General features: G+C 64.7%; 22 protein-coding genes, 1 tRNA gene and 1 pseudogene. 10 read left to right on the plus strand and 14 right to left on the minus strand.

Going from position 1 to position 25,016, the window contains the following annotated elements:
• Positions 1 to 49 precede the first annotated feature (49 nt).
• Entirely contained in the window at positions 50 to 904 is an 855-nt protein-coding gene (locus HTY53_RS04680; RefSeq protein WP_174105274.1) for a D-amino acid aminotransferase, read from the plus strand.
• Between the two features lie 19 nt (positions 905 to 923).
• Here HTY53_RS04680 and HTY53_RS04685 read toward each other — a convergent pair whose 3' ends face one another.
• The 3 genes and pseudogenes from HTY53_RS04685 to xth all read right to left on the minus strand — a co-directional run.
• The gene (locus tag HTY53_RS04685) at positions 924 to 1,814 is read right to left on the minus strand and encodes a class I SAM-dependent methyltransferase (RefSeq protein WP_174105275.1); all 891 of its coding nucleotides are present in this window, start codon (positions 1,812 to 1,814) and stop codon (positions 924 to 926) included.
• 104 nt (positions 1,815 to 1,918) lie between these two features.
• A complete protein-coding gene (locus tag HTY53_RS04690) occupies positions 1,919 to 2,944 on the minus strand; it encodes a MerR family transcriptional regulator (RefSeq protein ID WP_174105276.1) in 1,026 nt (341 codons plus the stop codon).
• A 324-nt stretch (positions 2,945 to 3,268) separates the two neighbouring features.
• Positions 3,269 to 4,072: pseudogene (xth, locus tag HTY53_RS04695) on the minus strand (exodeoxyribonuclease III); the annotation flags it as partial.
• A 151-nt stretch (positions 4,073 to 4,223) separates the two neighbouring features.
• Here xth and HTY53_RS04700 point away from each other — a divergent pair.
• Positions 4,224 to 4,300, plus strand: a tRNA-Val gene (locus HTY53_RS04700).
• 145 nt (positions 4,301 to 4,445) lie between these two features.
• On the opposite strand, the gene HTY53_RS04705 is transcribed toward HTY53_RS04700, so the two are convergent.
• Complete coding sequence (locus tag HTY53_RS04705) at positions 4,446 to 5,867, minus strand: PLP-dependent aminotransferase family protein (RefSeq protein WP_174105277.1); 1,422 nt, start codon at positions 5,865 to 5,867, stop codon at positions 4,446 to 4,448.
• Positions 5,868 to 6,019: 152 nt separating this feature from the next.
• Between HTY53_RS04705 and HTY53_RS04710 the strand changes: the two genes are divergently transcribed.
• The 3 genes from HTY53_RS04710 to HTY53_RS04720 all read left to right on the plus strand — a co-directional run bounded on the left by HTY53_RS04710 (position 6,020) and on the right by HTY53_RS04720 (position 9,404).
• Positions 6,020 to 7,363, plus strand: coding sequence for a hydroxymethylglutaryl-CoA reductase, degradative (locus HTY53_RS04710; RefSeq protein ID WP_174105278.1), 1,344 nt, complete (start codon positions 6,020 to 6,022; stop codon positions 7,361 to 7,363).
• A gap of 108 nt (positions 7,364 to 7,471) precedes the next feature.
• Complete coding sequence (locus tag HTY53_RS04715; protein WP_174105279.1) at positions 7,472 to 7,990, plus strand: hypothetical protein; 519 nt, start codon at positions 7,472 to 7,474, stop codon at positions 7,988 to 7,990.
• 22 nt (positions 7,991 to 8,012) lie between these two features.
• Positions 8,013 to 9,404: a tripartite tricarboxylate transporter permease gene (locus HTY53_RS04720; RefSeq protein WP_174105280.1), complete on the plus strand. Its 1,392-nt coding sequence runs from the start codon at positions 8,013 to 8,015 to the stop codon at positions 9,402 to 9,404.
• Between the two features lie 93 nt (positions 9,405 to 9,497).
• On the opposite strand, the gene HTY53_RS04725 is transcribed toward HTY53_RS04720, so the two are convergent.
• The 5 genes from HTY53_RS04725 to HTY53_RS04745 all read right to left on the minus strand — a co-directional run bounded on the left by HTY53_RS04725 (position 9,498) and on the right by HTY53_RS04745 (position 13,563).
• Positions 9,498 to 10,085, minus strand: a complete 588-nt coding sequence (locus HTY53_RS04725; RefSeq protein ID WP_174105281.1) for a hypothetical protein — start codon at positions 10,083 to 10,085, stop codon at positions 9,498 to 9,500.
• Positions 10,082 to 11,206, minus strand: coding sequence for an XRE family transcriptional regulator (locus tag HTY53_RS04730; RefSeq protein WP_174105282.1), 1,125 nt, complete (start codon positions 11,204 to 11,206; stop codon positions 10,082 to 10,084). Before HTY53_RS04730 ends, HTY53_RS04725 begins: the two co-directional genes overlap by 4 nt.
• Before the next feature lie 163 nt (positions 11,207 to 11,369).
• Positions 11,370 to 11,870, minus strand: coding sequence for a cupin domain-containing protein (locus HTY53_RS04735; protein ID WP_174105283.1), 501 nt, complete (start codon positions 11,868 to 11,870; stop codon positions 11,370 to 11,372).
• Between the two features lie 79 nt (positions 11,871 to 11,949).
• Positions 11,950 to 12,786, minus strand: a complete 837-nt coding sequence (locus tag HTY53_RS04740) for an IclR family transcriptional regulator (RefSeq protein ID WP_174105284.1) — start codon at positions 12,784 to 12,786, stop codon at positions 11,950 to 11,952.
• A gap of 3 nt (positions 12,787 to 12,789) precedes the next feature.
• Entirely contained in the window at positions 12,790 to 13,563 is a 774-nt protein-coding gene (locus tag HTY53_RS04745) for an IclR family transcriptional regulator (protein WP_174105285.1), read from the minus strand.
• 305 nt (positions 13,564 to 13,868) lie between these two features.
• Between HTY53_RS04745 and HTY53_RS04750 the strand changes: the two genes are divergently transcribed.
• The 3 genes from HTY53_RS04750 (at position 13,869) to HTY53_RS04760 (ending at position 16,967) form a co-directional block, all read left to right on the plus strand.
• Positions 13,869 to 14,828 (plus strand): MBL fold metallo-hydrolase, encoded by a 960-nt coding sequence (locus HTY53_RS04750; RefSeq protein ID WP_174105286.1) that lies wholly within the window; start codon positions 13,869 to 13,871, stop codon positions 14,826 to 14,828.
• 43 nt (positions 14,829 to 14,871) lie between these two features.
• The gene (locus HTY53_RS04755; RefSeq protein WP_174105351.1) at positions 14,872 to 16,617 is read left to right on the plus strand and encodes an FAD-dependent oxidoreductase; all 1,746 of its coding nucleotides are present in this window, start codon (positions 14,872 to 14,874) and stop codon (positions 16,615 to 16,617) included.
• A gap of 146 nt (positions 16,618 to 16,763) precedes the next feature.
• Positions 16,764 to 16,967, plus strand: coding sequence for a DUF2783 domain-containing protein (locus tag HTY53_RS04760; RefSeq protein WP_064574319.1), 204 nt, complete (start codon positions 16,764 to 16,766; stop codon positions 16,965 to 16,967).
• 130 nt (positions 16,968 to 17,097) lie between these two features.
• Here the strand turns inward: HTY53_RS04760 and HTY53_RS24725 are convergent, their stop codons facing one another.
• The gene (locus HTY53_RS24725) at positions 17,098 to 17,283 is read right to left on the minus strand and encodes a hypothetical protein (RefSeq protein WP_254599820.1); all 186 of its coding nucleotides are present in this window, start codon (positions 17,281 to 17,283) and stop codon (positions 17,098 to 17,100) included.
• Between HTY53_RS24725 and HTY53_RS04765 the strand changes: the two genes are divergently transcribed.
• Both HTY53_RS04765 and HTY53_RS04770 read left to right on the plus strand, forming a co-directional pair.
• A complete protein-coding gene (locus HTY53_RS04765; protein WP_254599817.1) occupies positions 17,194 to 18,438 on the plus strand; it encodes an MFS transporter in 1,245 nt (414 codons plus the stop codon). The genes HTY53_RS24725 and HTY53_RS04765 overlap by 90 nt on opposite strands.
• 117 nt (positions 18,439 to 18,555) lie before the next feature.
• Entirely contained in the window at positions 18,556 to 19,422 is an 867-nt protein-coding gene (locus HTY53_RS04770) for an NmrA family NAD(P)-binding protein (RefSeq protein ID WP_174105288.1), read from the plus strand.
• A 745-nt stretch (positions 19,423 to 20,167) separates the two neighbouring features.
• On the opposite strand, the gene HTY53_RS04775 is transcribed toward HTY53_RS04770, so the two are convergent.
• The 4 genes from HTY53_RS04775 to HTY53_RS04790 all read right to left on the minus strand — a co-directional run bounded on the left by HTY53_RS04775 (position 20,168) and on the right by HTY53_RS04790 (position 24,829).
• Positions 20,168 to 21,976: a hypothetical protein gene (locus tag HTY53_RS04775; RefSeq protein WP_174105289.1), complete on the minus strand. Its 1,809-nt coding sequence runs from the start codon at positions 21,974 to 21,976 to the stop codon at positions 20,168 to 20,170.
• A 210-nt stretch (positions 21,977 to 22,186) separates the two neighbouring features.
• Positions 22,187 to 23,164: an N-acetyl-gamma-glutamyl-phosphate reductase gene (argC, locus tag HTY53_RS04780; protein WP_174105290.1), complete on the minus strand. Its 978-nt coding sequence runs from the start codon at positions 23,162 to 23,164 to the stop codon at positions 22,187 to 22,189.
• A 189-nt stretch (positions 23,165 to 23,353) separates the two neighbouring features.
• Positions 23,354 to 24,181, minus strand: coding sequence for a hypothetical protein (locus HTY53_RS04785; RefSeq protein ID WP_174105291.1), 828 nt, complete (start codon positions 24,179 to 24,181; stop codon positions 23,354 to 23,356).
• A 54-nt stretch (positions 24,182 to 24,235) separates the two neighbouring features.
• The gene (locus HTY53_RS04790) at positions 24,236 to 24,829 is read right to left on the minus strand and encodes a tetratricopeptide repeat protein (protein ID WP_174105292.1); all 594 of its coding nucleotides are present in this window, start codon (positions 24,827 to 24,829) and stop codon (positions 24,236 to 24,238) included.
• Between the last annotated feature and the right edge of the window lie 187 nt (positions 24,830 to 25,016).

A 25,016-nucleotide genomic window follows, 5' to 3' on the forward strand; every position in this document is an offset into this window, starting at 1 on the left:
GGCCGCTGTGGAACAATGCCGCATCCTCGTTCCATTGCCCCTGCTCCCCATGACTTCCAGCTCCGACGCCATCGTTTATCTGAACGGCGAATTGACGCCACTGTCCGAGGCGCGCATCCCCGTGCTCGACCGCGGATTTATTTTTGGCGACGGCGTCTACGAGGTGATCCCGGTCTATGCCGGCAAGCCGTTCCGCGCGGCACAGCATCTGGCGCGACTCGCACGCAGCCTCGGCGCGATCGGCATTCCGAATCCGCATGACGAGGGCCAATGGATGGCGCTGATCGCGCGCGTGATGCAGGCCAATCCGATGCCGGACCAGATGATCTACATCCAGGTCACGCGTGGCGTTGCCAAGCGCATGCATGCCTTCCCGAAGGAGGTCACGCCGACCGTCTTCATCATGACCAATCCGATGTCGCTGCCGCCGGCCGCCGCCATCGAGCGCGGCGTTGCCTGCGTCACGATGGAGGACAAGCGCTGGCTGCACTGCCAGATCAAGTCGACCTCGCTGCTCGGCAATGTGCTGGCCGCGCAGAACGCCGCCGAGCAAGGCGTGACCGAGGCCATCCAGTTCCGCGACGGCATGCTGACCGAGGCCTCCGCGTCCAACGTCTGGGTGGTCAAGGATGGCGTCGTCGCGGCGCCGCCCAAAGACAATCTGATCCTCGAAGGCATCCGCTATGGCCTGATCGAAGAGCTGTGCAGCCGCTTCGAGATGCCGCTGGTGTCCCGGCCGATCCCGCGCGAGGAGGTGTTCGCCGCCGACGAGGTGCTGCTGTCGTCGGCCAGCAAGGAGATCCTTCCGGTGGTGGCGATCGACGGCAAGACGATCGGCAATGGCGAGCCCGGACCGGTGTTCAAGCGCCTGTACGCGGCTTATCAGGAGGCCAAGACGGCCTGAGGTCCGCTACAAACGGCCGCTATCGGGCCTCGCCCACGCGGGCGCACAGCACGCGCAGGCCGCCGCCCGCGGTTTGCAGGCCATCCTTGCGCCGAGCGAAGTAGCGGGCGTTCAGTGTCGGCGCGTCGAGATCGGTCACGTCGGCAAATCCCATGGCGGTCAGCCCTTGCACCAGTTGCTCGGGCACGAACTCGGACAGCCACGGCTCGCCCAGCGCGGCGACCTGTTCTGCCATATGCGCGGCCATCACGCGCTCGAACGGTGGCAGCACGCCGGCGTCGACGCGGTAGTCGAACACGATACGCGTGCCGGCGGGCCGGCCAGCGACATAGCGCAGCGTGCTGTCGATCGCGGCGGCGGTCAGATACGGCGTCACGCCGAGCCAGACAAAGCACGCCGGCTGGTCGCTGCGAAATCCGGCTGTTTCCAGGGCGTCTTGCAACGACGCATGCTGAAGGTCGGCCGGCACCGCCTTCGCCCCTTCGGGCATGACCAGGCTCGCCTGCCGCATCAGATCGTGCTTCCATGCCTGGGTAGCCGGATGATCGACCTCGAAGACCCGCATGCCGTCGGCCGCGGCGGGCACGCGCCACGCCAACGTGTCGAGGCCCGCGCCGAGCACCACGCATTGACGCACGCCGGCCTGCGCCGCCTCGGCCAGCACGGCATCGGCGACCATTGCGCGCGCGACCACCGCGGCGCGCATCGGTCGCGCCATCGGATCGTTATAGCGAAAAGGGTCGTCGCGCACGGCGCGTTCGAGGTCGGGGCCGAGGATCGGCAGAGCGACCGGGTCGGCCAGCACGATCGGCTCGTCGAGCAACTGGTGAACGGCGCGTGCGATGGCCATCATCAGCGCGGTCGTGCTGGGCCGGCCTTTGGCCAGCGCGGTGGTTTCGGTTTGGGACATGACGGTCTCCTGCTGCGAAAGCCGGGCAGCATAGACCCTGACGTGCACGTCAGGGTCAAGCGCCGACGCGACGCCTGCCGGGTCCGGTCATGTCATGGCATGACTCAATCATCCGTGCCGCCGCCCTGCCGCTTAACGGCACGCGCGCGCACCGCATCGACGAATTCGCGCACTTCTGCATCCACCATGTGCCCGATCTGCAGCAACGGCTCGTCGCGATAGGCCTTCAGCAGCTTGCTGCGCAGGCCCGCATCGTGATCGACCATGCGGTCGACCAGTGCATCCCAATCGCGCAGCAGCGCGCGGCTCTCGGCTGCGGCGGGGCCGGTTCCGGCCGCGATCAGCGCGCGGGCTCGCTGCGCCAACGCCTGCCATTCGGGTTCGAGCCGCTTGTCCAGGCGCGCCAGTTCGTCCGGCGACAGATGCCGCTGCCACGCCGCCATGCGCAGTTCGACGGCAGCCTCCATATAGCGCACCATCGCGGCGTCGATACCGCCGAAGCCCTGCTGCGCGGCCAGCTTGATCATCTCGCCCCACCGGACCGCCCGCTCCATGTCGCCCTGCATCCAGCGCATCGCCAGATGCATCCAGCGTGCGGCCAGCGCTTGCGTGCCGATGGCGTGCGCCGGCCATTGCTGGCCCATCGCCTCGCGAACCTCGTTCAGCAGCGGCTGCCATTCCGCCTCGGTAGCCATCCACTCGCGGAAGATCGTTTCGAGCTCCGCCTCGCTGAAGTACTCGCGATAGGCGCGCATCTGGCGCAGCGCCGCCAGCCAGTGCTCGATCTCGGGCTCGCCGCCCGCGGCCAGCACGGTCTGCAGCATCACCAGACGGCCGCGCAGTGCTGTCGCCCGTGCAATCTCCCGGTCGAGCGCCTCGATCTGCTGCGTGACGATGCGGTCCCGCGGCAGGCCATCGCCGGCCAGCAGTTCCCCAATGGCGGCCAGCGTCAGGCCGGACTGCCGCAGGACCTGAATCGCATGCAGCCGCGCGACGTCGTCGCGGTTGTAGAGGCGATAGCCCGCGGCCGAGCGACCCGAGGGCTTGAGCAGGCCGATGCGGTCGTAGTGATGCAGGGCGCGGACGGTCAGGCCGGTTTGCCTGGCGAGCGCGCCGACTTTCAGCAGCATGGCGGAGCGAGAGCGAGAGAGGAATCGACGATCGACATTTGCGCGGCCCCTTGGCCGCGACGGGCGTCATTGTCGCTTAGTCGCGCCTGGCCTGGCAGCGGCGGTTTTCTTCGCAGCGGTTTTCTTCGCAGCGGTCTTCTTCGCAGCAGTCTTCTTTGCGGCGGTGGCTTTCTTCGCAACGGGAGCCTTCTTTGCAGCGGTGGCCTTGCCGCCATCGGTGGCAGTCCTGGCAATTACCGCCTTGGCGACCGCCGCAGCTTTTCTCGCGGTGCTCTTTTTCGCCGGCGCCTTTGCCACCGTTTTCCCCGCCGCCGTCGACGACGCCCTGCGCCTGGCCCCGCCGCCTCCGAACTCCAGCGTGACCCACGCCGGCGCATGATCGCTCGCCTGCTCCATGCCGCGGACCCAGCGATCGACACCGGCCTCGCGAAGCGCCGGTGCCAGCGTCGCGTTCAGCAACAGATGGTCGATGCGCAGTCCCGAATTGGTCTGCCAGTGCTGCCGGAAGTAGTCCCAGAAGGTGTAGATCCGCTCGTCGGGATACCTGGCGCGCAAGGCATCGACCCATCCCTGCTCCAGCAGCCGCCGGTAGCAGGCGCGGCTTTCGGGCTGCAACAAGGCGTCCTTGAGCCAGGAACGCGGGTTGTAGATGTCGTCGTCGGTCGGCACCACGTTGTAGTCGCCGGCCAGCACGACCGGATGGCCGCTGTCATAAAGCGTGGCCGCATACTTCAGCAGCCGTTCGAACCAGGCCAGCTTGTATTCGAATTTCGGCCCCGGCTGCGGATTGCCGTTGGGCAGATACAGACAGCCGACCAGCACGCCGTGTACTGCCGCCTCGATGTAGCGGCTCTGCTTGTCGCCATCGTCGCCCGGCAGTCCGCGCCGGCTTTCGATCGGCTCGGTCCCGCGCGACAGGATCGCCACGCCGTTCCACGACTTTTCGCCATGCCAGATCGCGCCATACCCGGCGGCACGGATCGCATCGATCGGAAAGCCGGCATCGGCGGTCTTCAATTCCTGCAGGCAGACGACGTCGGGCGCCTCGCGCTCCAGCCATTCCAGCAATGCCGGCAGGCGGGCGCGAATGCCGTTGATATTGAACGTGGCGATCTTCAGCATGGCGATGGGCGGATGGGCTTGCCGATGTTCCCTTTTTAGGAGAGGCGAGCGACCGCGGCAATCGGGCGGTGTCCCACAGCGGAAAACGCCGCTCCGCATTTTTTGCCCGACGGGCTTGTGCGTCCGCAAAAGCTTCTCTATAATCCGCGCCTTCCACAGGCTCGTAGCTCAGCTGGTTAGAGCACCACCTTGACATGGTGGGGGTCGTTGGTTCGAGTCCAATCGAGCCTACCAACGCAAATCGACGACGGTACCGGAGGCGATAGCCATCCGGTGCCGGCGACGACCTTGCCCGCCGCGATCGCGTTCTGCATTCCGGTTTCCGCCAAGCCCCTCGTAGTTCCGACTCCGCTGGTCCCGTATCGCGATATGTCCGGGCCTAGCTGCGTCCGCGCCGCCCCAGCACCCGCCGCACCGCCGCCTCGAAGCGCGGATCCAGCACCGCTCCCACATTGAACCGCGCCCAGGGCGACCGCGCCTCCGGATCGACGCGAAAGACCCGCCCCGGGGCGATCATCACCTTCTGCGCCAGCAATGCCTCGGCCAGCGCCAGCGAGTCCGGCGCCTGGGGAAACGCCGCCCACAGGTACAGGCTCTGCGGCGGCCGCACCCAGACGTCGGCGCCGACGTGGTCGAACAGCGCCAACGCCTGCTCCGTGGCGTCGGCCAGCCGCGCCCGCAGTTTTGCGAGATAGCGCTGGTAATGGCCTTCGCTGAGGATCACGTCGACCGTACGCTCGCAATATTCCGAACTGCTGACATGAATCAGCGCCTTCAGGTCGGCGAGGTCGCTGGCGAGCGCGTCGTTGCAGGCGATATAGCCGACCCGCAGCGCCGCCGAGAAGGACTTGGAGAAGCTGCCGATATAGATCGTCCGCTGCAGCTGGTCCAGTGCCGAAAGCCGCGGCAGCGTGGTCGGCTTGAAGTCCGCCAGCGCATCGTTCTCGACCACCAGCAGATTGAAGCGCTCGGCCAGTTGCAGCACGCGATAGGCCTTGGCCGCGGAAAGATCCGAGCCGGTGGGATTGTGGCCGACCGATTGGGTGAAGAACAGCCGCGGCCGTTCACGGGTCAGGATCTGCTCGAGCGCGTCAATGTCGGGCCCATCCGCGAGCCGCGGCACGCCGACGATGCGGGCGCCGGCAAGCTTGAGCTTGCCGAACAGCGGGTAATAGCCGGGATCGTCGACCAGCACCGTACCGCCGGCCGGCACGAAATAGCGGATCACCAGATCCAGCGCCTCGTTGGCGCCGTGCGTCAGCACGATCTGCCTGGCCTGCGCGCCGATGCCGACATCGCCGAGCTTGCGCACCAGATGGTCGCGCAGCGGGCCGAAGCCGAAGCGATTGCCATAACGGAACAGCGCCCCCAGACCGGTGCGCACGACCTTGTGGTGATAGCGGTCCAGCCTCGCCTCTGCCAGCCATGACACCGGCGGGAAACCATCGCCGACCGCCAGCACATCGGGCCGGCTCTTCAACTGCTCGCGCATCAGCCAGACGATGTCCATCGCGCGGCCCAGCGTGCCGGCATCCTCCTCGGGCGCGGGCCGGGCTGCCACCTCCCGAACGAAGAAGCCCGAGCCGCGCCGCGGCTCGACCAGCCCGCGCGCGACCAGCAGCTCGAAGGCCGCGACGATCGTGTTCTTGCTGTAGCCGTGCAGTTGCGCCAGTTCGCGCAGCGAAGGCAGGCGATCGCCGGTGCGATACCCGCCTTCGGCGATCTGGCGGGCGATCGAATCGGCCTGCGTCGCGGCGAGCGAGGGAGATCGGCGGGCGGTACCGGGAGCGGTCGAGGTCATGGGACGGCGCAAAAGAGGGCGGACGGGACGGAAAGGCAACGCAAAACCGGGCGAAAGGCCACTGTCCCCGCAAACTGTACCCCTATTGACTGGTACAGTCACCCTAGACTGTCTCCATTCCATACCAGAGAACCTAGAGAACGGAGACATCGATGCTCGCTTCCCTCCCCTCGTCCGATGCCACTGCCGCCGCGGCCGAGCCCCGTCGCCAACCCGTCGATTCGCGCCTGCCGCGCTTCCGCGAGATGACACCGGCCCAGCGTCTGGCCGCCATCGCCGACGCGGCCGGTCTCGACGAAGACGAGCACGCCCTGCTGGCCGAGCCCGGCGCGCTTGGCGCGGCCCGCGCCGACGGCATGATCGAGAACGTGATCGGCACCTTCGAGCTGCCCTTCGGCGTGGCCGGCTATTTCCAGATCAATGGCAAGGACGTGCTGGTGCCGATGGCGGTCGAAGAACCTTCCGTAGTCGCCGCCGCCTCGTATATGGCCAAGCTCGCGCGCGGCTGCGGCGGCTTCGAGACGTCGAGCTCCGGCCCGCTGATGCGCGCGCAGGTGCAGGTGGTCGGCGTCGCCGATCCCTATGGCGCCCGGCAGGCGCTGCTGCGCCATCGCGACGAGATCCTCGCCGTGGCGAACGCGCGCGACAAGGTGTTGATCGGACTTGGTGGCGGCTGCCGCGACATCGAGGTCCATGTGTTCCCCGACACGCCGCGCGGGGCCATGGTGGTGATGCATCTGATCGTCGACGTGCGCGACGCGATGGGCGCCAATACGGTCAATACGATGGCCGAAGCGGTATCGCCGGTGGTCGAGCGCATCACCGGCGCGGCGGTCCGGCTGCGCATCCTGTCGAACCTGGCCGACCTGCGGCTTGCCCGTGCGCGCGTGCGGCTGACGCCCGAGGCGTTGGCCACCGGCGAGCGCAGCGGCGAGGCGATCATCGAAGGCGTGCTCGACGCGTACACCTTCGCGGCGATCGACCCCTACCGCGCGGCGACACACAACAAAGGCATCATGAACGGCATCGACCCGGTCATCGTCGCGACCGGCAACGACTGGCGCGCGGTCGAGGCCGGCGCGCATGCCTATGCCTGCCGGGCGGGCCGCTACACCTCGCTGACCCACTGGGAGAAGGATGCCAGCGGCGCGCTGGTCGGCACGATCGAGTTGCCGATGCCGGTGGGACTGGTCGGCGGTGCGACCAAGACGCATCCGCTGGCACGGCTCGCGCTGAAGATTCTCGGCGTACAAAGCGCGCAGGAACTCGGCGAGATCGCGGCCGCGGTGGGCCTGGCGCAGAATCTCGGCGCGTTGCGCGCGCTGGCCACGGAAGGCATCCAGCGCGGCCATATGGCGCTGCACGCCCGCAATATCGCACTCGTTGCCGGCGCGGTCGGTCAGGAGGTCGAACAGGTCGCGCGACGCATGGCCGAGGAAAAGGACGTGCGTACCGATCGCGCGATCGAACTGCTGGCGCAGTTGCGGCGAGGATAGGGACGGATAGCAGCGGCTCGGCATGCGGGACGACGGCCGCTCTACTTCGCCGATCGCCAATAACCAAAATAGCGCCCAACGAAAACCGAGGCGCCACAGGAGACAACCATGCAACCACAATCCAAGCCCACCGGCAGCCCGCTGGTCGAAGTCTGGGGCGACACAGCCAACCCACGCCATCTGGCCTGCGCCATCGTCATCGGCGGCGCCCTGAGCCTCGCCGCCTTTGCGATCGCCAGCCGCATCCTGACCGAACTGGTTCGCACGCCTGAGCTAGCCCGGGCCTACGCGATGCTGGCCGGACTGGCTGGCTGCGTGCTCGCCGGCTTCATCTGCGCCTGTCTGTTCAAGCCCAAGCGCGTGGTCACCGAGGACACCTTGTCCGATCCCGCCAGCGACACCGCGGGCGCCGCACGCGAACAGGCGCTGGACCGCCTCGCCGAAAAATCGGGCGGGCTCGGCACAATGGCCGATCTCCCCGCTGCCACAGTGCAGGAACTGCGCGAACTCCAGCTCTACGAACTGTTCGCCGCGCGCGAGCGCCGTGCCATGGCCGCCAGCAAGGCCGAAGCCGCGATACCGGAGGCCGCCGCGGCCTCCGCCCCGGCACGACCCAACGCGGCCTGACCCGCAACGCCTGGAGCGCATCATGATCGAATCCACTCCCCTGCTTACGCAGATCCTCGTCGCGCTGGGCATGGGCCTGGCCGGCGCCATCGTCTTCGCGGCAATCGGCCTGGTGTCCGGCACCGACGAGACCACCACGCTCGCGCCGCTGACGCTGCTCGTCGTGCTGCTCGGCGTGCCGCCGGCCGGCGTGTTCACCTTCTTCCTGGCCGGCGCGGTCGCCAAGCATATGACGCACGCGGTGCCGACCGCCTTGCTCGGCATCCCCGGCGACACCATGGCCACGCCGCTGATGCAGGACGCCAACCATCTGCGCAATCTCGGCGTGCCACATATCGCGCTGCGCAAGATGATTTCCGGCGCCATCGTCGCGGCGTTCTGCGCGGTGCCGCTCGCCGTGCTGTTCGCCGTGCTGCTGGCCCCGTTCGGCGCCACCATCACCAAGGCGGCGCCATGGATCTTCGTGGCGGCGGCGCTGGTGATTGCCTACGCGTCGCCCGGCCGCTGGGCCTCGGTGGCAACGCTGGTGCCCTTCGTGGTGGTGATCGTCGCGCTGCAGACCTTGACCGCGAAATTCGGCGTCAAGCTCAGCATCAGCTATTTCCTCGGCATCGCGATCGGCCCGCTGATTGCGGACCTGTTCTCGACGCTGTCGCCGGTCGACCGTCCGCGCATGCAGCGCAAGCAAGCGCGCACCTTCACGCTCGCGCCGGACGTCAAGGGATGGAGCGGCTATTTCCCCAATCCGCTGAAGGTGATGGACGGCACGCAGACCCGCTGGACCGTGGCGACCGCCGCGATCTCGAGCGCGACCTTCGTGTTCAGCCCGGTGGCGATGACCGTGGTGCTGGGCGAGCTGGTCGGTTCGCGCATCAAGCACGCCTATCACCGGCTCACCACGGTGCTCAGCGCCCGCAACGGCGTCACCGAAGCGACCTATATCGCCGAGGCACTGATTCCGCTGATCGCCTTCGGCCTGCCGCTGAGCCCGGTTGCCGCAGGGCCGGCCGCCCCGCTGTTCCATGCGCCGCCCGTATTCACCGTGGATACGGCCAACGGCCAGACCCACAATCTGCACAACCTGCTGAGCCACTGGGAATTCCTTGGCTACGGTCTGCTGGCGGTGCTGCTGGCCGCGATCGTGTCGTACCCCTTCGCAATGAACTACGCGCGCCGCGCGGCCCTCTTCGTCTCGCGCCGCATCTCGCACGAGGCCATCGTCGCGACCTTCGTCGGCCTGATCCTAGTGATCAGCGTGTGGGAAGGCCAATTGCTCGGCCTGCTGGTCATCCTGACGCTGGGCTCGATCGGCGGCCTGCTGTCGCGCGTGCTGGGCTTCAACACCGGCGTGCAGTTCATGGGGTATTACACGGCGATGCTAACGGTGCCGGCGTTGATCAAGCTGGCGGGATGACTTTCGGGCCGCAGGCACGCCAAACGCCATTGACAAAAACGGCGCGTATACCGCGCCGTTTTTTTTTACCGGCATTAAACGCATGGAGACCTGTCAGGAATCATGGCCCTCTCGGCAGAACAGCCGGGGGAACAATGAATCTCTGTCACGTATCCATGTAGCAGGCAGGTCGCCGTTCCTTTCCAACGCTTGGTAGATGGCTCGCACATCGGCTTTGCTTACCATCTTGGCCGCGAGCATGCGACGCAGCAGCTCATGGCCATGCATCGTCGCAATGCCGAATTCCTCCCCTAGTTGGTGCATGGCGAGATCATCCGTGACGACGATCGCTTCCTTGAGCTGACCGAAAGCCAATACGCGGCAATCCACAGGCGAGGGTGGACTTCGGTATTGGCCAGCGTTCGCGATTACCCAACCGCGTAGCACGCTTGCAGCGGCATCCAGTTGTTCTCGATCTTCACCACTCAGACGAAAGCGCTTTGCCAAGCGCTCCGATTGCAACGTGCCGTCCTGGAACCACGGAAAGGTGCTCTGCAATCGAGGGCTGCGCTCAAACTCGCGTTCGACATCCTCCAGAATGGTCAACCGATACCTCTTTTGCCCAAAGGCGACACCAAGCAGCGGCTTGACACGTTTCGCAATCCGCAGATATGCATTCGTATCAAGCAGAAGCAAGGTCAACGCACAAGCTCCGCGTAGATGGCTTTTGCGTCGACGAGGCCGATGTCCAGAAGTTGCTGCACGAGGCCTGCTTCGATGCCTCTTTCACGAATCATCGCGCGCAGCGCGACAAAGAAGTCGGACTGAAATACCTGTTCGGCAGCCGCAATATATTCGCGTGCCGATGGTGGAGGCTTGTCGAACATCGCATGACTGACCAGAGACGACGGCGCAGCGTTTCGGATCTTGTGCAGATTGACCTCGTCGATCGCCATCGGCGGCAGGCCATAGTGCCGTTGATAGTTTCTGGCCTGGCAAAAGACGCTATAGAGCGAAATGGCGTGCTGATTGGCATGCTCTTGCAGAGCAGCCAGCGCTGATGCTTCTCGCTTGGCACGCACAGCATCGCCATACGCCTCGATCGCACAAGGCTGCGGGAACAGCAGCGCCCCCGCGAAGGCATCCGCAAAATCCTCCCCTTCCTCCTTCCCCGCGAGGTAAGGCGTATAGACATGCGCCAACTCGTGCGCCATCCAGAACTTGAAATCTTCAAGCTTGGTGTCGAGATTCAGAAAGACAAAAGTAACGCGCTCCGCCGGCAGGGCAATATGGAGCGCGTTCGCATGCAGCTGCTTCTCTCCCCATAGGACCGGCACCAGCACGGCACCCGCCTCTTTGAACTGCCCGATAAGGTGGTGGTAATCGAGGACTGCGCGATCACCCAAGCCCAGCTTCGTCCTTACCTCGGCGACGGTTCGCTGGAGTGATGCATAGTCCGTCGTCGCAGAATCCAGACGCGGGCGCAAGGAGTGGCCGGGCGGAAAAAACGGCACCACGCCCTTGAGTAGCATGCCGATCTCACGCGCATGGGCAAGATGCCGCTCTGTCGTCTTGGTATTGGCTCGCTTCCTGAATGCAATGATGGGGGCGCCCTCTTCGGACTGCGTGACAAGCTCCGCGAAATTCAGGCGCAGAAGCATGGACAATTTCAGCAGCTTGTCGGGACGGGGAAAGTCCTGTCCCTTAAGCCAGTTCGTCACAGCCTGCGGGCTGACGCCAAGCCTTCGTGCAAGCTCCGCCTGAGACAGCCCGGCTTTTTGCAGGCCGTCGATAACGGCGGCTTTTGAGAGGGTCTTTTGCATAGCGGACCATTCTAGGGATCACCCGCTGCAGCGTCAAGTTTCATCAAGTTTTGAGGTTCCCGCTCGGAGTCACATCGCATGCTACGGGGAAGACTTGCGCGCGGCGTTGATCCGGTTCTCATTCTTTGCGTCCGACGTTCAATCCGCGCGTCGGAGCTTTCTTTTATTCCCCTTCCCAATAATCCAGACTCCCCTCCGCCCGACCGATATAGGCGAACCCATGGGCGTGATCGAGCACGCCAAACTTGCCCGAGTCGGGATAGTGGCAAAGCTCCGGTGCGGTCATCGTGCTGACGGCCAGCACCTTCAGTACTTGCGAGCCGGTATTGATGATCTGATGCGCCGTTTCCGGGCCCCCTGCCGGGCAGGAAATCACATCGCCGGCGCGGATCGGATGGCGGGCCTCACCGATGCGCACTTCGCCGGTGCCTTCGACGATAAAGAACATTTCCTCGTTGGCCCGGTGGCTGTGGAAAGGGAACACGCGCTTGCCAGGGTCGATCACCGTCAGGTTGTAGCCGAGTTTCTGCGCGCCAAGCACGTGGCCGATCGGCGCCATGCGGCCGCCATAGCGGTCGGCGGGCAGTTCGGAACCGTATTGACGGGACAGGTCGGCGAAGTCCAGGAATTGGGCATCCGCGATGTTGAGGATGGGTGTGGTCATGGTCGTCTCCTCCATCAAGGTTGAATGGATTGCAGTCTAGTTCCGGCGCGACGACCCGCGTAAGCACGGCGCGCAGGAGCTAAAGCGTGTTCCCGCCGCTGTTCTCCGAGACCGGTCGCCCGAAGCGCCACGAGAGGCGGCGTGCAGCTGCCGCGAGCCGCTTCGCCACCTCGCCCTGCAGGGTGCTGTCGAAACTCCCCGCCGTCCCCATCGCCGCCAGCACCAGCACCACCGTACCGGTGTGGTCGAACACCGGCGCTGCCAGCGTATGAATGCCGGGCACGGGCCTGTCGAGCGCATCGTCGATGCCGTGCGCGCGAATGCGGGCCAGCCTCGCGGCATAGGCGGCCTTGCCTGCGCCGAACTCCTTCGTCGACGCACCGGCCATCCGCACCGATTCCTGCTGCAGCAGTCCGGTCAGCACGTCGTCGGGCAGATGCGCAGCAAACACGCGGCCGATCGCCGTATTGACGAGCGACAGCACCGTGCCCACACGCAGGCTGACGTGCTGCGGCCGCGTCGATTCCTCCAGCCGCACGACGGTCGGGCCAACCGGTCCAAGCACAGCCATCGCGACGCTAAGGCCCGTATCGGCGGCCAGGCTGCGCAGCTCCGGCTCGGCCTCCCGCACCGGCGACAGGCGCTGCAGTGCGATCAGCCCCAATTGCAGGGCCAATGGCCCCGGCAGAAAGCGGCCGTCGGCATCGCGCTCGAGCACGCCGGCCCGCACCAGGCTGACCAGATGCGGGAACGCTTTGGCAGGCACCATGCCGGCGCCGCGCGCTACTTCGCTCAGCGCGAGCGGAGTGCTTGCCCGCAGCAGCGCGCCGATCAGCTGGGCGCTGGCATCGAGCGCTTGAATGCCGCGCTGAGGCCTGCCGGCGGTCTCGTCGGTGGTGGCGATGGCGTTCGTCATGGCTCAGCCCTTTCCGCGCAGTGAATCGGCGATCTGCACCGCCGTCGTCTGCAGGGCGCGAGCGAGATCGCCGCGCCAGGTGGTGTCGATGGTCGCGGTCGGGCCGATGGCCGTGAGCAGCAGACGGAGCGCGCCGGCGGCGTCGCGCACCGGCACGCACAGGCTGCTGACGCCGGGACTCGGGAGATCGATGCTGCGCGCGATACCGCGGCTGCGCACCTCGTCGAGCTCGGCAAGGAACGCAGCGCGTTTGGGACGCGCCGGCAGTGCGTCGAACAACGGCACCCATTGGGCCTCGGGCATGCATGCGCAGTACATGCGGCCGGTCGCAGTAGTCGCCAGCGACATCACGGTGCCGACATGCAGATTGACGTGCAACGGCGCATTGCCGCGTTCGTAGCGCACGATGGTGGGGCCTTGTGGACCCGGCACGCTGACCGCGACGCTGCAGCCCGTCTGTGCGGTGAGCTCGACAACAAGCGGCACGGCGGCGTGCAGACCGGGATCCAGCTCCAGCCGCATCCGCGCCAGTTGCAGCGCCAGCGGCCCAGGTTCGAATCGGTCATCGAGGTGATCGCGCTTGATCCAGCCCTGGCGCGTCAGCGATACGAGGTAGGGATGGGCTTGGGCCGGTGCGATGCCGACCGCCGAGGCGAGCTCCGCCGCCGATAGCGGTGCGCGCGCTTCCGCCAGCGCCTGCAGGAAGCGGCCGGCCACGTCGACGCTCTGCACGCCGCGCTGCGTCTTCTCCTGTCTCGCCTGCCCGTCCTCGCCCATCGTCTCCCTCCGAAAGGCTGGATATTAATCCAACGCCGCATGCGCACCGCAGCGGCAGCCTGCAAGTGGGCCACGCCGGCTGTGGCAGCTCGGGCGCCGCTGGATCGCCCGCGGTCTTTTTATGTTTTAGCCAATCATTTGGTTATTGACTAACTAATGAACCTCTCCTACCATCCGTCTACCCCGACAACGCCGCGCGCCCTCGCGCCCGGCCAATCCAATAACGAAGGGGCGAGACAGTATTCGTGCGTTGTCACCCGCAATGCCGCCCGCTGCCGCGCCCCGTCACCCACGACGAGGCAAGCATGGCCAAAGCATTCGCATCGCAAGCCGACCTGGAAGCCAAAAAGGTCACCTTCACCCAGCTGTCCGAGAACGCCTACGCCTATACGGCCGAGGGCGATCCGAATTCGGGCGTGATCATCGGCGACGATGGCGTGCTGATCGTCGATACCACCGCCACGCCCGCGATGGCGCAGGACCTGATCGCGAAGATCCGCTCGGTCACCGACAAGCCCATCAAATACGTGGTGCTGTCGCACTACCACGCGGTGCGCGTGCTGGGCGCATCGGCCTATTTCGCCGAGGGTGCGCAGCAGATCATCGCCAGCCGCGGCACCTACGAAATGATCGTCGAGCGCGGCGAGGCCGATATGAAGTCGGAAATCGAGCGGTTCCCGCGCCTGTTCGCCGGCGTCGAGACCGTGCCCGGCCTGACCTGGCCGACGCTGGTGTTCGACAAGGAAATCACGCTGTTCCTCGGCAAGCTCGAAGTCCGCATTGCGCATCTCGGTTCGGGCCACACCAAGGGCGATACCGTGGTCTGGCTGCCGTCGCAGAAGGTGCTGTTCTCCGGCGATCTGGTCGAATACGAGGCCGCCTGCTATTGCGGCGACGCCCAGCTGGCCGAATGGCCGGCGACGCTGGACGCGCTGCAGGCGCTCGGCGCGGAAAAACTGGTCCCGGGCCGCGGTCCCGCGCTGACCACGCCCCAGCAGGTGCGCGAAGGCATCGCCTACACCAAGGACTTCGTCACCACGCTGTACCGCGCGGGCCAGGAGGCGGTGGCGCAGAACATGGATCTGAAGGCCGCGATGGCGCATACGCGCAAGAGCATGGATCCAAAATTCGGCCACGTCTTCATCTACGAGCACTGCTTGCCGTTCGACGTGACCCGCGCCTATGACGAGGCGTCCGGCATCACCCATCCGCGCATCTGGACTGCCCAGCGCGACAAGGAAATGTGGGCCGCGCTGCAGGACTGACGCAGCGGGATCGGCATTCGAGATGGTGGAAGGAGACAACACGATGACGGTCGACTATCAACGATTGACCTTCGAATACCGACCTTGCGCGCAGGCGTCCGCGGCCGGAGTGGTGCATCCCGTCGTGGTAGTGGGCGCCGGACCGGTTGGCCTGGCCGCTGCGATCGACCTGGCCAAGCAGGGCATCCCGGTGGTGCTGCTCGACGACGATTGCACGTTGTCGACCGGCTCGCGCGCAATCTGCTTCGCGAAGCGGACACTGGAAATCTTCGATCGGCTCGGCTGTGGCGATCGAATGGTCGACAAGGGCGTGCGCTGGAATCTCGGCAAGGTCTTCCTGCGCGACCAGATGGTTTATGCCTTCGACCTGCTGCCAGAAAGCGGGCATCGCCGGCCGGCCTTCATCAACCTGCAGCAGTACTACGTCGAGGGCTTCCTGCTCGAGCGCGCGCGCGAATTGCCGAATCTGGAGATCCGCTGGAAGAACAAGGTGGTCGGCATCGAGCGTCGGGAGGATGGCGGCACCGATGGCACCGTCGCGTTGACCGTGGAAACGCCGGACGGTCCGTATGCGGTGCAGGCTCGCTACGTCGTCGCGGCCGATGGCGCACGCAGCCCGATCCGCAACCTGCTCGGTCTCGACAGCAAGGGCCGCACCTTCAAGGACCGCTTCCTGATCGCGGATATCAGAATGGAAGCGGGCTTTCCGAGCGAGCGCTGGTTCTGGTTCGATCCGCCCTTCCATCCGAATCAGTCGGTGCTGTTGCATCGCCAGCCGGACAACGTCTGGCGCATCGATTTCCAGTTGGGCTGGGACGCCGACCCAGTGCTGGAGAAATCGCCGGAACGCGTCATCCCCCGCGTGCAGGCGCTGCTCGGCCCGGATGCGAAGTTCGAGCTCGAATGGGTCAGCGTTTACACCTTTTCCTGCCTGCGCATGGACAGCTTCCGGCATGGCAACGTGCTGTTCGCCGGCGATTCCGCGCACGGGGTGTCGCCCTTCGGCGCACGCGGTGCCAATAGCGGGGTGCAGGATGCAGACAACCTCGCCTGGAAGCTGGCCCACGTCTTGCGCGGCGAGGCGCCCGACGCGCTGCTCGACACCTATGCCAGCGAGCGCGAATACGCGGCCGACGAGAACATCCGCAATTCGACTCGTTCTACGGACTTCATTACGCCCAAGAGTCAGGTAAGCCGTGTGTTTCGCGATGCCGTGCTGACGCTGGCGGCAAAGCACCCGTTTGCGCGGACGCTGGTCAATAGCGGGCGATTGTCGGTGCCAAGCGTGCTGGCCTCGTCTCCGTTGAATACGGCCGATACCGACGCCTTTGCGGGCGCCATGGTGCCTGGCGCTCCTTGTGCCGATGCGCCCGTGCTCGTCGACGGTGCGCAGGACTGGCTGCTGTCACAGCTCGATGGTCGGTTCTGCTTGCTTGTCTACGGCAGTCCGGACTCTCTGGAGACGCATACCTCAAAGCAGATCGCGACATTGCGAGCGCGCGCCGGCGCGCCACGTCTGCTGTTCGTGTCGGCCGCTGACGGCTCCGCTGCATCGGTGACGGACACCGCCGTGCTGGTCGACGCCGCCGGCGTGGTGGCCCAGCGCTACGACGCCGTGCCGGGGACCGCGTATTTGGTCCGGCCAGATCAGCATGTGTGCGCGCGCTGGAGGGTGGTAGACGCGGAGCAGGTGATGGAGGCCATCGCTCGCGCTCAAGGCAAGTTGCTGCCGCAGCGCGCCGCCGCCACGGCCGCCGCACCGGCACAAGCCGAAGCAGTCGCTGCCTGACGCGCCAGCAGCCGGCACCTCGCCTTGCCTCGCGGCGGTTCTCTCCCCTCTCCCGCCAGCGGGAAAGGGGCGGGGGAGAGGGCAACCGGCGCACGATGACCGCGAATGCTCGCCCACCGCACAAGACCACAATTCCCGGAGACACCATGCCACTCACCACCGAACCCAACCTGGCCCGTCCCGACGACTTCTACGAAGCCCTGATCGACATGCACCGCGATCTGGACGACGCCCAAAGCCAGGCCGCTAACGCCCGACTGATCCTGCTGTTGGCCAACCATATTGGGGACCACGAGACGCTGCTGTCGGCATTGCGATTGGCACGCGAGGCAGAAACAGCCTCCGCCTGATTCGGCCAGTCCAGGGCGCGCCCCGCGCAATCCGCTGACACACGACGAAATCCACTCCGGGCCGACGGTGCGCAAGACACCGGCCCGTTAAGGGCGGCTCGCTCCGCCCGTCCTTTTCCTCCTTCCTGCTTTACGGAGACAAAGCATGTCCCAACTCCACGCGGGCACCGCGACGCCCCCGCTCGCCCTCGCACACGAAGAAGACGCGCTGCACCACAAGATCTGGATGCGCATCGTCCCCTTCCTGTTCGTCTGCTACGTCGTTTCGTTCCTCGATCGCATCAATATCGGCTTCGCGCAATTGCAGATGAAGCATGATCTCGGCTTCAGCGATGCGATGTACGGGCTCGGCGCCGCGGTGTTCTACGTCGGCTATGTGCTGTGCGAAGTGCCAAGCAATATGCTGCTCGCACGCTTCGGCGCTAGGCGCACCTTCACGCGAATCATGCTGTTGTGGGGCGCCGTGTCGGTGGGAATGGCCTTCGTCTCCACGCCGGCGCAGTTCTACACGCTGCGTTTCCTGCTCGGCGTATTCGAGGCCGGCTTTTTCCCGGGCATCGTCCTGTACATGACCTACTGGTTCCCCGCGCACCGGCGCGCGGCTGTGATGGCCATCTTCTTCGCGGGTGTCGCGATTGCCGGCGTATTGGGTGGGTTGGTATCCGGCTGGATCATGCGCGACATGGCCGGCGTGATGGGCCTGTTCGGCTGGCAATGGATGTTCGCCATCGAAGGCGCGCCCGCCGTGCTGCTCGGCTTGATCGCCGCCTGGTATCTGGTCGATAGTCCTGCAGATGCAACATGGCTCACCGCCCGGGAAAAGGCATTGCTTGCGCAGCAACTGGAGGGCGAACAGCAAGGCAGCCATGCCGCGCATACGATGGGCGCACTGCGCGAGGCGCTGCGCAATCCCAAGCTGTACGTCTTCGCGTTCATCTATTTCGCGCTGACCTGCGGCTCGCTAACGCTGAATTTCTGGATGCCGCTGATGATCCGGGATTTCGGCATTACGGATGTGGTGTCGATCAGCTTGTATAGCGTGATTCCGAATGCCGTGGGCGCCGTCGGTTTGATCCTCATTGCGCGGAATTCGGACCGCACTGGCGAGCGCCATCGCCATTTCCTGCTGTGCTGCTGTGGCGGGGCATTGGCGCTCGCACTGCTGACCCTGCGGCTGCCGCATTTCGGCGCGATGCTGGCGATCCTGTCTGTGGCGGCAGTGCTGATCTTTGCGGCGCTGCCGGTCTTCTGGTCGCTGCCGCGCAGCTACTTGCCGGGGCATACCGCGGCAACCGGACTTGCGTTTATCAGCAGTGTGGGCATTACCAGCGGAATCGTCAGCCCGTGGGTGATCGGGCAGGTCAAGGTTCAGACCGGCAGCATGGATAACGCGCTGTATCTGCTGGCGGGGCTGCTGGTCGCCGCCGGGATCGTAATGTGGAAGTCCGTGCCGAAGGACGCTCGACAGTAATTCGCGCGTCCCGGGTGAAGTACAACACCGCGCCAGTCTTTGGTATGGTTTCGGACATCAGCAATGACTAATGCGTCCATTCCTGACACCGGATCAGGGGACGCCGGAGGCAAGCACATGTACGTGATCATGGGCGGTACCGGACATGTTGGATCGGCGACAGCGGAAGCGCTGCTCGCCCGCGGCCGGGCGGTGACCATCGTGACCCGCTCGGCCGCCCGCGCGGCCAAATGGCGCGACAAGGGCGCCGAAATCGCCGAGGCCGATGTGGAAGACGTGGCGTCGTTGCGCGCCGCGTTTCGGCGAGGACGCCGGGCGTTTCTGCTCAATCCGCCTGCCGATACGAGCAAGGACACCGATGCGATCGAGCGGCACACGGTGGCCAACATCCTCGCCGCGCTAGAGGGCTCTGGGCTCGAGAAAGTCGTCGCCGAATCCACCGGCGGCGCCCAGCCCGGCGAGCGCATCGGCGACTTGAGCGTGCTGTGGGAACTCGAAGAAGGCCTGCGCCGCCAATCGATTCCCGCGGCGATCAATCGCGCCGCTTACTACATGAGCAATTGGGACTGGCTGCTGGATACGGTGCGCGGCACAGGCAAATTGCCGACGATGTTTCCTGCCGATCTACCCATCCCCATGGTCGCGCCGCGCGATTTGGGAGAAGCGGCAGCGGCCCGGCTGATGTCCCTGCTCGACGATGTCGGCGTGCGTTACGTGGAAGGGCCGCGTCGGTATTCTTCCAAGGACGTTGCGACCGCCTTCTCACGGGCACTGGGCCGGCCCGTTGAACTTGAAGTGGTGCCGCGGGACAAGTGGAAGGAGACGTTCCTGGGATTGGGGTTCTCGGATGCTGCGGCCGATTCCTATGCCCGGATGACTGCGGTCAGTGTGGACAGTGGATTCGATTTGCCGGAGGAACCGCTGAGGGGTGGGACGGCGCTGGAGGAATATATCGGCAATCTTGTGGTCGGTGCCGATCGGTAGGCGACGCTCCTGGCTAGGGTCACCTGGCTACGTCCTTCTTCCTGCCTTTGTCGTAATGCCACTTGATGGCGAAGAACATGCCCGTGCCGAGCACGAGAACCTTGAATACAATAAAGACTATTGGGAACCAATCCACCATTTTGAGTATTTCCAGGCTATGACTTGACCCTATTTATCGTGAGGAGCGCTACCCCACAACGCTGCTCCCCCAGCTTCACTTCTTCTTCAAGCCATCGTCGAATCTAACGTCGATCATAACATCCGTGAACAAGGAGTTTCTGGCAGACCGCAAATCAGGTTCGCATTCTGCACCGCCTGTTCGGGCCGCTCCCTTGCCAAGGATGTCGACCACGCCCATCGCGATCACCGGGTTGCGCTCAGGATCGGCCGCCCAACTGACGAACGCTCGACTCGAGCCGGCAGCCCATTTGGCTGCACCGCCAATCGATCCCCGGGGCGATCAGTCGCGCTCCTGCTACATGGCCAATTGGGATTGGCTGCTAATACGGTGCGCAGCATGGGCGAACTACCGACGATGTTTCGTGATCGAGATAACTGTGGACGTAGGAAAACTAGCCCTCGGTGGAGAAGAACTCCTGCTGTAAGGCGGCCTAGTTGAGTACACGTTTGCCTGGCTGCCACGATTGTCCCAAAGGTGGCGTCGCTTACCTTATAAGCGGCAAGAGCGAGCAGCGATAGTAGCTTGAAGTGCGTGCCGATGAGAATGTCCGGCTGCATTTGTCCCCTACCGAGGGTCGCAGCTGATCGCGCTAATCGAGACCACTTTCTGTGGCACGTTGATCTTGATCTCTACCGTCTCACCCACGCTAACGCCGAGCTTTACCATGCATTGAACTGCGCGGTTCAGGGAGAAAGCGCCCGATGCGCGCTGGACCATGTCTATGGTCGAATCCGTGCCCTCCACAGTGTAGGGTCCCTCCGCGAGCATTGGCACCAAGCTCGTAGGCGCGACGCATGCGCCCTGCCGTGCGGCGAAGGCAGTCAACTCAAACGGGAATGACAGATTCGTGTTGCCCCTGTTTGTCAATATCGGCTTTCTGCCTAAGACGGTCTCCATGGCCAACAGCAGTGCGGGTATCGGATAGTCCAGGCCCCGAACGCCGAAGACGCCGCGGGTCACCCGGGTAAAGATCGCACTCGTGTCCAGAATGAAGTTAAGCGTAACGAGCGGCAAATGCCCTGTTTCGACCAAGGCATCTTTGAGCATGCTCCGGCTTGCGACGCCACCCAGACGCTTCACTTCCCCCAAGACGATCGCCTCAGCCTCAGAGAATGACGCCGCTTGGCCAGACAACCGAAAGTCGTTGGACTGGACCGTCTCGAGCCACGGCACTTGGCCGAGCAACGTGCGCACGATGGGCGCGGGCGGCACAACGGCAAGTCCAAGCCGGGCATCATCGCGGCGGCCCCATGCTGCTTGCGTATTCATCAAGCCGGCGCGTATGTCCTCGACGTCCGCTCGGCCGCCCGCGGCGGTGACGATCTCCCTAGCGGTCGACAGCAATGGGTTGCGTGCCGGCACACCTTCCCCGAACCAGAACCAGCCATCCGCCTGCGATAGCCACGCAAAGCCCTTGTTGACCTTGAGTACCCCCGCCACATTCGCGTGCTCGATCGGTAGACCGGCAATGACTCCCTGTCCAATCACCGTAGGGAGGTGAGCCGCGCCCGCTGCACGGATCATGTCCAGCGCGAGAGAGTGGACGTCCTTAACCCAGCGTTGGCATTCCGCTTCCGAACCAGGTGCCACGACGACCCGTTCGAACTGGTTCGCATTAGGCCCGCTGCCGAGGTCCAGAAATGCAACGAGCTTTATGCCCAGGATCTCGACGCAGAAGCGGTTTGCATCGTCGATAGTCAGTGCATGCCCGAGGACGGCTTGCAGTCTCTCATTGAGCTGCTCCTCCGGCATCGGCAAGAGTGCGTCAAGTTCAGCTCGCACGGTATCCAAGATCGGAAGCCGAAACGTGAAACGTGCCGATTCCTGTGCCATTGCCTCGGTAATCTGCCGCACGCGCTCACGGGTTATGCCATTGGCTTGACCGATCGCCTCCAGCAGAGCGCCATCCGGCCCAGACACACCGTAGCGCGCCGCAAACATCTCGGCATTGCGCAGGTCTACGTCTCCCGCATCCACTCGCGGATACTTGTAGCGGGCCAATGCGATTCCTGTGGCTACACACCCGATCGCCTCCGCAACGGTAGCCGCGTCGATCGTTGTGTCCTGTGCCGCCTTCATCCTATCCGCACGGGCGGCAGGCTGGTCGGTCGGTGAGTCGTCCGCCAACATCTCGGTCGACAAGAGCCAGCCCTTGGGCACCTGAAGTGTGGATTCAAGACGCTCCATGCGCGAGGCGGCCATGGAGTTGGGCAAGCCCTTCCGTTCCCAGTTGTAGACGGTCAGAAAAGACACGCCCAGTGCCGCAGCGAGGTTGTCGGCGCTCATCCGGAGCGCCTTGCGCCGTTGGCGCAGACGCTTGCCTGCTTGTTCATGCATTGCGGGCGGGATGTTGATACGGAGTTCTTTTGCCATCTGACGGCGGATATGGGCTACCCAATCCCGACTGGAATTGTGCGCGAATAGACGGAGGCCCTAGGCTGTTTATCCTCGAGATCGACAGCAAGCTTCGAGCTTGCAACCCAACTCGGCTAGTAGTCCGAGCCATCTGCCATGGCACCGCTTCGCTCCGGACGTAAAAGTGATGCAGCAAATAGGGCTATGCGATCGGACTCGCCAAAGCCATCACGGCCAAACAGGCCCACCATCCAGCCCCGCCGTTTCCGGCAGACCGCAAATCAGGTTCGCATTCTGCACCGCCTGCCCCGCAGCTCCCTTGCCAAGGTTATCGACCACGCCCATCGCGATCACCAGGTTGCGCTCGGGATCGGCCGCATAGCTGACGAACGCGAGATTCGAGCCGGTAGCCCATTTGGTCTGTGGCGGCTGGTCGCTTACGCGGACGAATGCGCGTCCGGCGTAGAAGCGCCGGGCCGCGTCCAGGCACTGGTCCGTGGTGGCGCGGCCGCGGCAGTAGATGGTGACGAGCACACCGCGGGTCATCGGCACCAGGTGGGGCGTGAACACCAGGCCTGCCGCGCTGCCGCCACTCAGCCGCTCGATCGTCCTGGCAATCTCGGGCATGTGGACGTGCTTGAGCAAGCCGTAGGGCACCACGTTTTCGTTGCTCTCCGCGTAGCCGAACTTGCTGTCCGCCCCGCCCCGGCCGGCGCCGGAGATGCCGGTCTTGGCATCGATCACGATGTTGCCCGGCTCGATCAGCCCGTCGGCCAGCAGCGGCGCCAGCGCGGTCAGCGTCGCCGCGGGGAAGCAGCCCGGGTTGGCTACGCGGGTCTGCCCCTCGACTTGAGCCGGCCAGACGTCGGCCAGGCCGTACGCCCAACCGTCGACGTAGCGATGATCGCCGCCAATATCGACGATCTTGACGTCCTTCGGGACGCGCGCCAAAGCCTCGGCCGAAGCACCGGTCGGCAGCGACGCGAAGAGGACGTCGAGCTTCGGCAGCGTCTCAGGATCCCACTTCTCGATCACCAACTCGGCAAGCTTGGCGGGCACACCGGGGAAGCGGTCCACCAATCGGCTGCCGGCGCTGCCTTCGCCGGCGGCGTAGACCAGCTCGAAGGACGGATGGCTCGCGATCAGGCGCATCGCCTCGCCGCCGCCAAAACCGCTGATTCCAACAATGCCGACGCGAATGCTCATGGTGGTGTCCTACTGCTGGAGTGAGAGAACCAGTTGGGTTTTATCCCGGGCCGGTAAAGTCTAACCGACTCTCCAGGGATAACGTCCCCTCGGCAGTAATGAAGGACCGATCCCGCGCCCCATCTGATCCTTCCACTGGCATCTGGCGAGCAGCAGATGGCATCAAACGCGGGATTTCGCCGAGCGAGTTTACGAGCCGACCTTCAGCCGCCCGCCGCGGCCCAGTCCGCCCTTGACCTCCTGCGCCTTGTAGTTGCGCAGCGAGATCACCATGTTGTTGTACGCGTCCATGAAAGCCGCGACGGTGGCCTTGCCTTCCGGCGTGCGAGAGAAGCCGCCGAGACCGCCGGCCGTATTGCCGCCAAAGGCGCCCAGCGCCGCGCCAAAGTTCGTTGCCGTGGAATTGCCTTCGGAGATGGAGACCTGCACGCCCGAGCGGATGTCGAACATGGTCAGCGTCACGACAGAGGCCTTGCTTTGCATGGCGCCACCAACGAGCGCGCCGACACCGCCGAACAGGCTGCCCACACCGGCGGCCAGCTGGCCCGTGGAGTCGTTGTCGATGATGATGGCCGGCTCCATGTAGTAGTCGGCCGCCACGCGCTGTCCTTTCTGCTGACGCGAGCCTGCGCGGAACTCACCGGAATTGCGCTGCTTGTCGGTGATGTTCGACAGCTTGCTTTCGGTGCGATTGTTGCCGATCGACGTGATCACGAAGCAGTTCGACTGCTGCACGGCCAGGCGGATCAGCGGCTCGATGGTCGTGACCTTGGTGGCTGCACCAAAGCCCGCAAACCACTCCTTGCCGCGGCCATCATCCACGGCCAGCGTGCCGAGCGGAGCGTCGCAGCGCTCCAGGGAAGCATTGGCATTGACGCTGGCGGCACCACCGGCGGCGCCGGTCGCAGCGGTAGGCGCGGTGCCGGTGCTGATGAGGCCGCCGCCGGCGGTGGCGCAGCCAGCGAGAACCACGGACGCAGCCAGTGCGGCCACGCGCAAAGAAATATTCTTGGGCATGATTAGGGCGTTCCTGTCGAGGAAATTGACGAAAAGAATCCGGGGTGGGAAGACTTAGCGGTGATACCAGCCCGAAGGGCCCCATACCCAGTAATACGGATAGCTGCTGTACCAGGCAAACCACGACGTGCGATAGGCCTCGCGGACCCGGTACGCGCTCTGTTCGTCCTTCTTGGCAGCCTGCGCCTGCGGAATCAAATCCTTGGCTTCCTTGCTGCCCTTGGCTGCCGCTCGTATCAGCCAAGCCTCGGCTTCGGCAGGGTCCGAACCCATTTCCTCAAAGCCCATCAGATAAATTCGACCAAGCGCCAATTGCGCTTGCGTATGACCATTGTCACCGGCCTTGCGCAGCCATTCCAGCGCTTGATAGCTGTTGCGCTCGACGCCATCGCCACGCAGCAAACGCAGGCCCAAATCGTAGGCGGCGTCCGGATTCTTCTCGGCCACCTTGGCCAATGCCTGCATACGCGGATCGGCTTCGTTGGAGGCGAGCTGCGCTGTCGCTACGCGTCGATCCTGTTCGGTACAGGTGTTGCCGTCGCACAGGCGCACCGTGGACGACCGCGGAGCCAACTGGTCTTCCGGCGTTTGCGCGCATCCGGCAAAGCCGACCGTCGTGGCCAACAGCAAAGGAACAAGAACACGCATGGATGACCCCCCGAGGTCTGTCTTTTTTTGGTTCTGTATTTATCCGCCTTCTGAGAAGGCGTATGGATTGTATTTTCGGCGGGGAATATTTGCACCCAACTGCGGTAGGGTACGGTTTCGCTACATGTCGTGCGTAATCTCAGATGTGAGATGACAATACAGTCCTTCGGACTGTGCCACGCAGTGC

The sequence above is a fragment of the Cupriavidus gilardii genome (assembly GCF_013314895.1).
In the GTDB taxonomy this organism is placed as follows: Bacteria; Pseudomonadota; Gammaproteobacteria; order Burkholderiales; family Burkholderiaceae; genus Cupriavidus; species Cupriavidus gilardii_C.

Excerpts from the sequence above, each read along its gene's own strand:
- HTY53_RS04750 (WP_174105286.1), top strand. The coding sequence starts at position 13,869 with ATGGCCAAAGCATTCGCATCGCAAGCCGACCTGGAAGCCAAAAAGGTC.
- HTY53_RS04720 (WP_174105280.1), top strand. The coding sequence starts at position 8,013 with ATGATCGAATCCACTCCCCTGCTTACGCAGATCCTCGTCGCGCTGGGC.
- HTY53_RS04745 (WP_174105285.1), bottom strand. The coding sequence starts at position 13,563 with ATGGGCGAGGACGGGCAGGCGAGACAGGAGAAGACGCAGCGCGGCGTG.
- HTY53_RS04685 (WP_174105275.1), bottom strand. The coding sequence starts at position 1,814 with ATGTCCCAAACCGAAACCACCGCGCTGGCCAAAGGCCGGCCCAGCACG.
- argC (WP_174105290.1), bottom strand. The coding sequence starts at position 23,164 with ATGAGCATTCGCGTCGGCATTGTTGGAATCAGCGGTTTTGGCGGCGGC.
- HTY53_RS04765 (WP_254599817.1), top strand. The coding sequence starts at position 17,194 with ATGCGCATCGTCCCCTTCCTGTTCGTCTGCTACGTCGTTTCGTTCCTC.
- HTY53_RS04680 (WP_174105274.1), top strand. The coding sequence starts at position 50 with ATGACTTCCAGCTCCGACGCCATCGTTTATCTGAACGGCGAATTGACG.
- HTY53_RS04785 (WP_174105291.1), bottom strand. The coding sequence starts at position 24,181 with ATGCCCAAGAATATTTCTTTGCGCGTGGCCGCACTGGCTGCGTCCGTG.
- HTY53_RS24725 (WP_254599820.1), bottom strand. The coding sequence starts at position 17,283 with ATGCTTCATCTGCAATTGCGCGAAGCCGATATTGATGCGATCGAGGAA.
- HTY53_RS04740 (WP_174105284.1), bottom strand. The coding sequence starts at position 12,786 with ATGACGAACGCCATCGCCACCACCGACGAGACCGCCGGCAGGCCTCAG.
- HTY53_RS04715 (WP_174105279.1), top strand. The coding sequence starts at position 7,472 with ATGCAACCACAATCCAAGCCCACCGGCAGCCCGCTGGTCGAAGTCTGG.
- HTY53_RS04730 (WP_174105282.1), bottom strand. The coding sequence starts at position 11,206 with ATGCAAAAGACCCTCTCAAAAGCCGCCGTTATCGACGGCCTGCAAAAA.
- HTY53_RS04775 (WP_174105289.1), bottom strand. The coding sequence starts at position 21,976 with ATGGCAAAAGAACTCCGTATCAACATCCCGCCCGCAATGCATGAACAA.
- HTY53_RS04710 (WP_174105278.1), top strand. The coding sequence starts at position 6,020 with ATGCTCGCTTCCCTCCCCTCGTCCGATGCCACTGCCGCCGCGGCCGAG.
- HTY53_RS04690 (WP_174105276.1), bottom strand. The coding sequence starts at position 2,944 with ATGCTGCTGAAAGTCGGCGCGCTCGCCAGGCAAACCGGCCTGACCGTC.
- HTY53_RS04705 (WP_174105277.1), bottom strand. The coding sequence starts at position 5,867 with ATGACCTCGACCGCTCCCGGTACCGCCCGCCGATCTCCCTCGCTCGCC.
- HTY53_RS04760 (WP_064574319.1), top strand. The coding sequence starts at position 16,764 with ATGCCACTCACCACCGAACCCAACCTGGCCCGTCCCGACGACTTCTAC.
- HTY53_RS04770 (WP_174105288.1), top strand. The coding sequence starts at position 18,556 with ATGTACGTGATCATGGGCGGTACCGGACATGTTGGATCGGCGACAGCG.
- HTY53_RS04735 (WP_174105283.1), bottom strand. The coding sequence starts at position 11,870 with ATGACCACACCCATCCTCAACATCGCGGATGCCCAATTCCTGGACTTC.
- HTY53_RS04755 (WP_174105351.1), top strand. The coding sequence starts at position 14,872 with ATGACGGTCGACTATCAACGATTGACCTTCGAATACCGACCTTGCGCG.
- HTY53_RS04790 (WP_174105292.1), bottom strand. The coding sequence starts at position 24,829 with ATGCGTGTTCTTGTTCCTTTGCTGTTGGCCACGACGGTCGGCTTTGCC.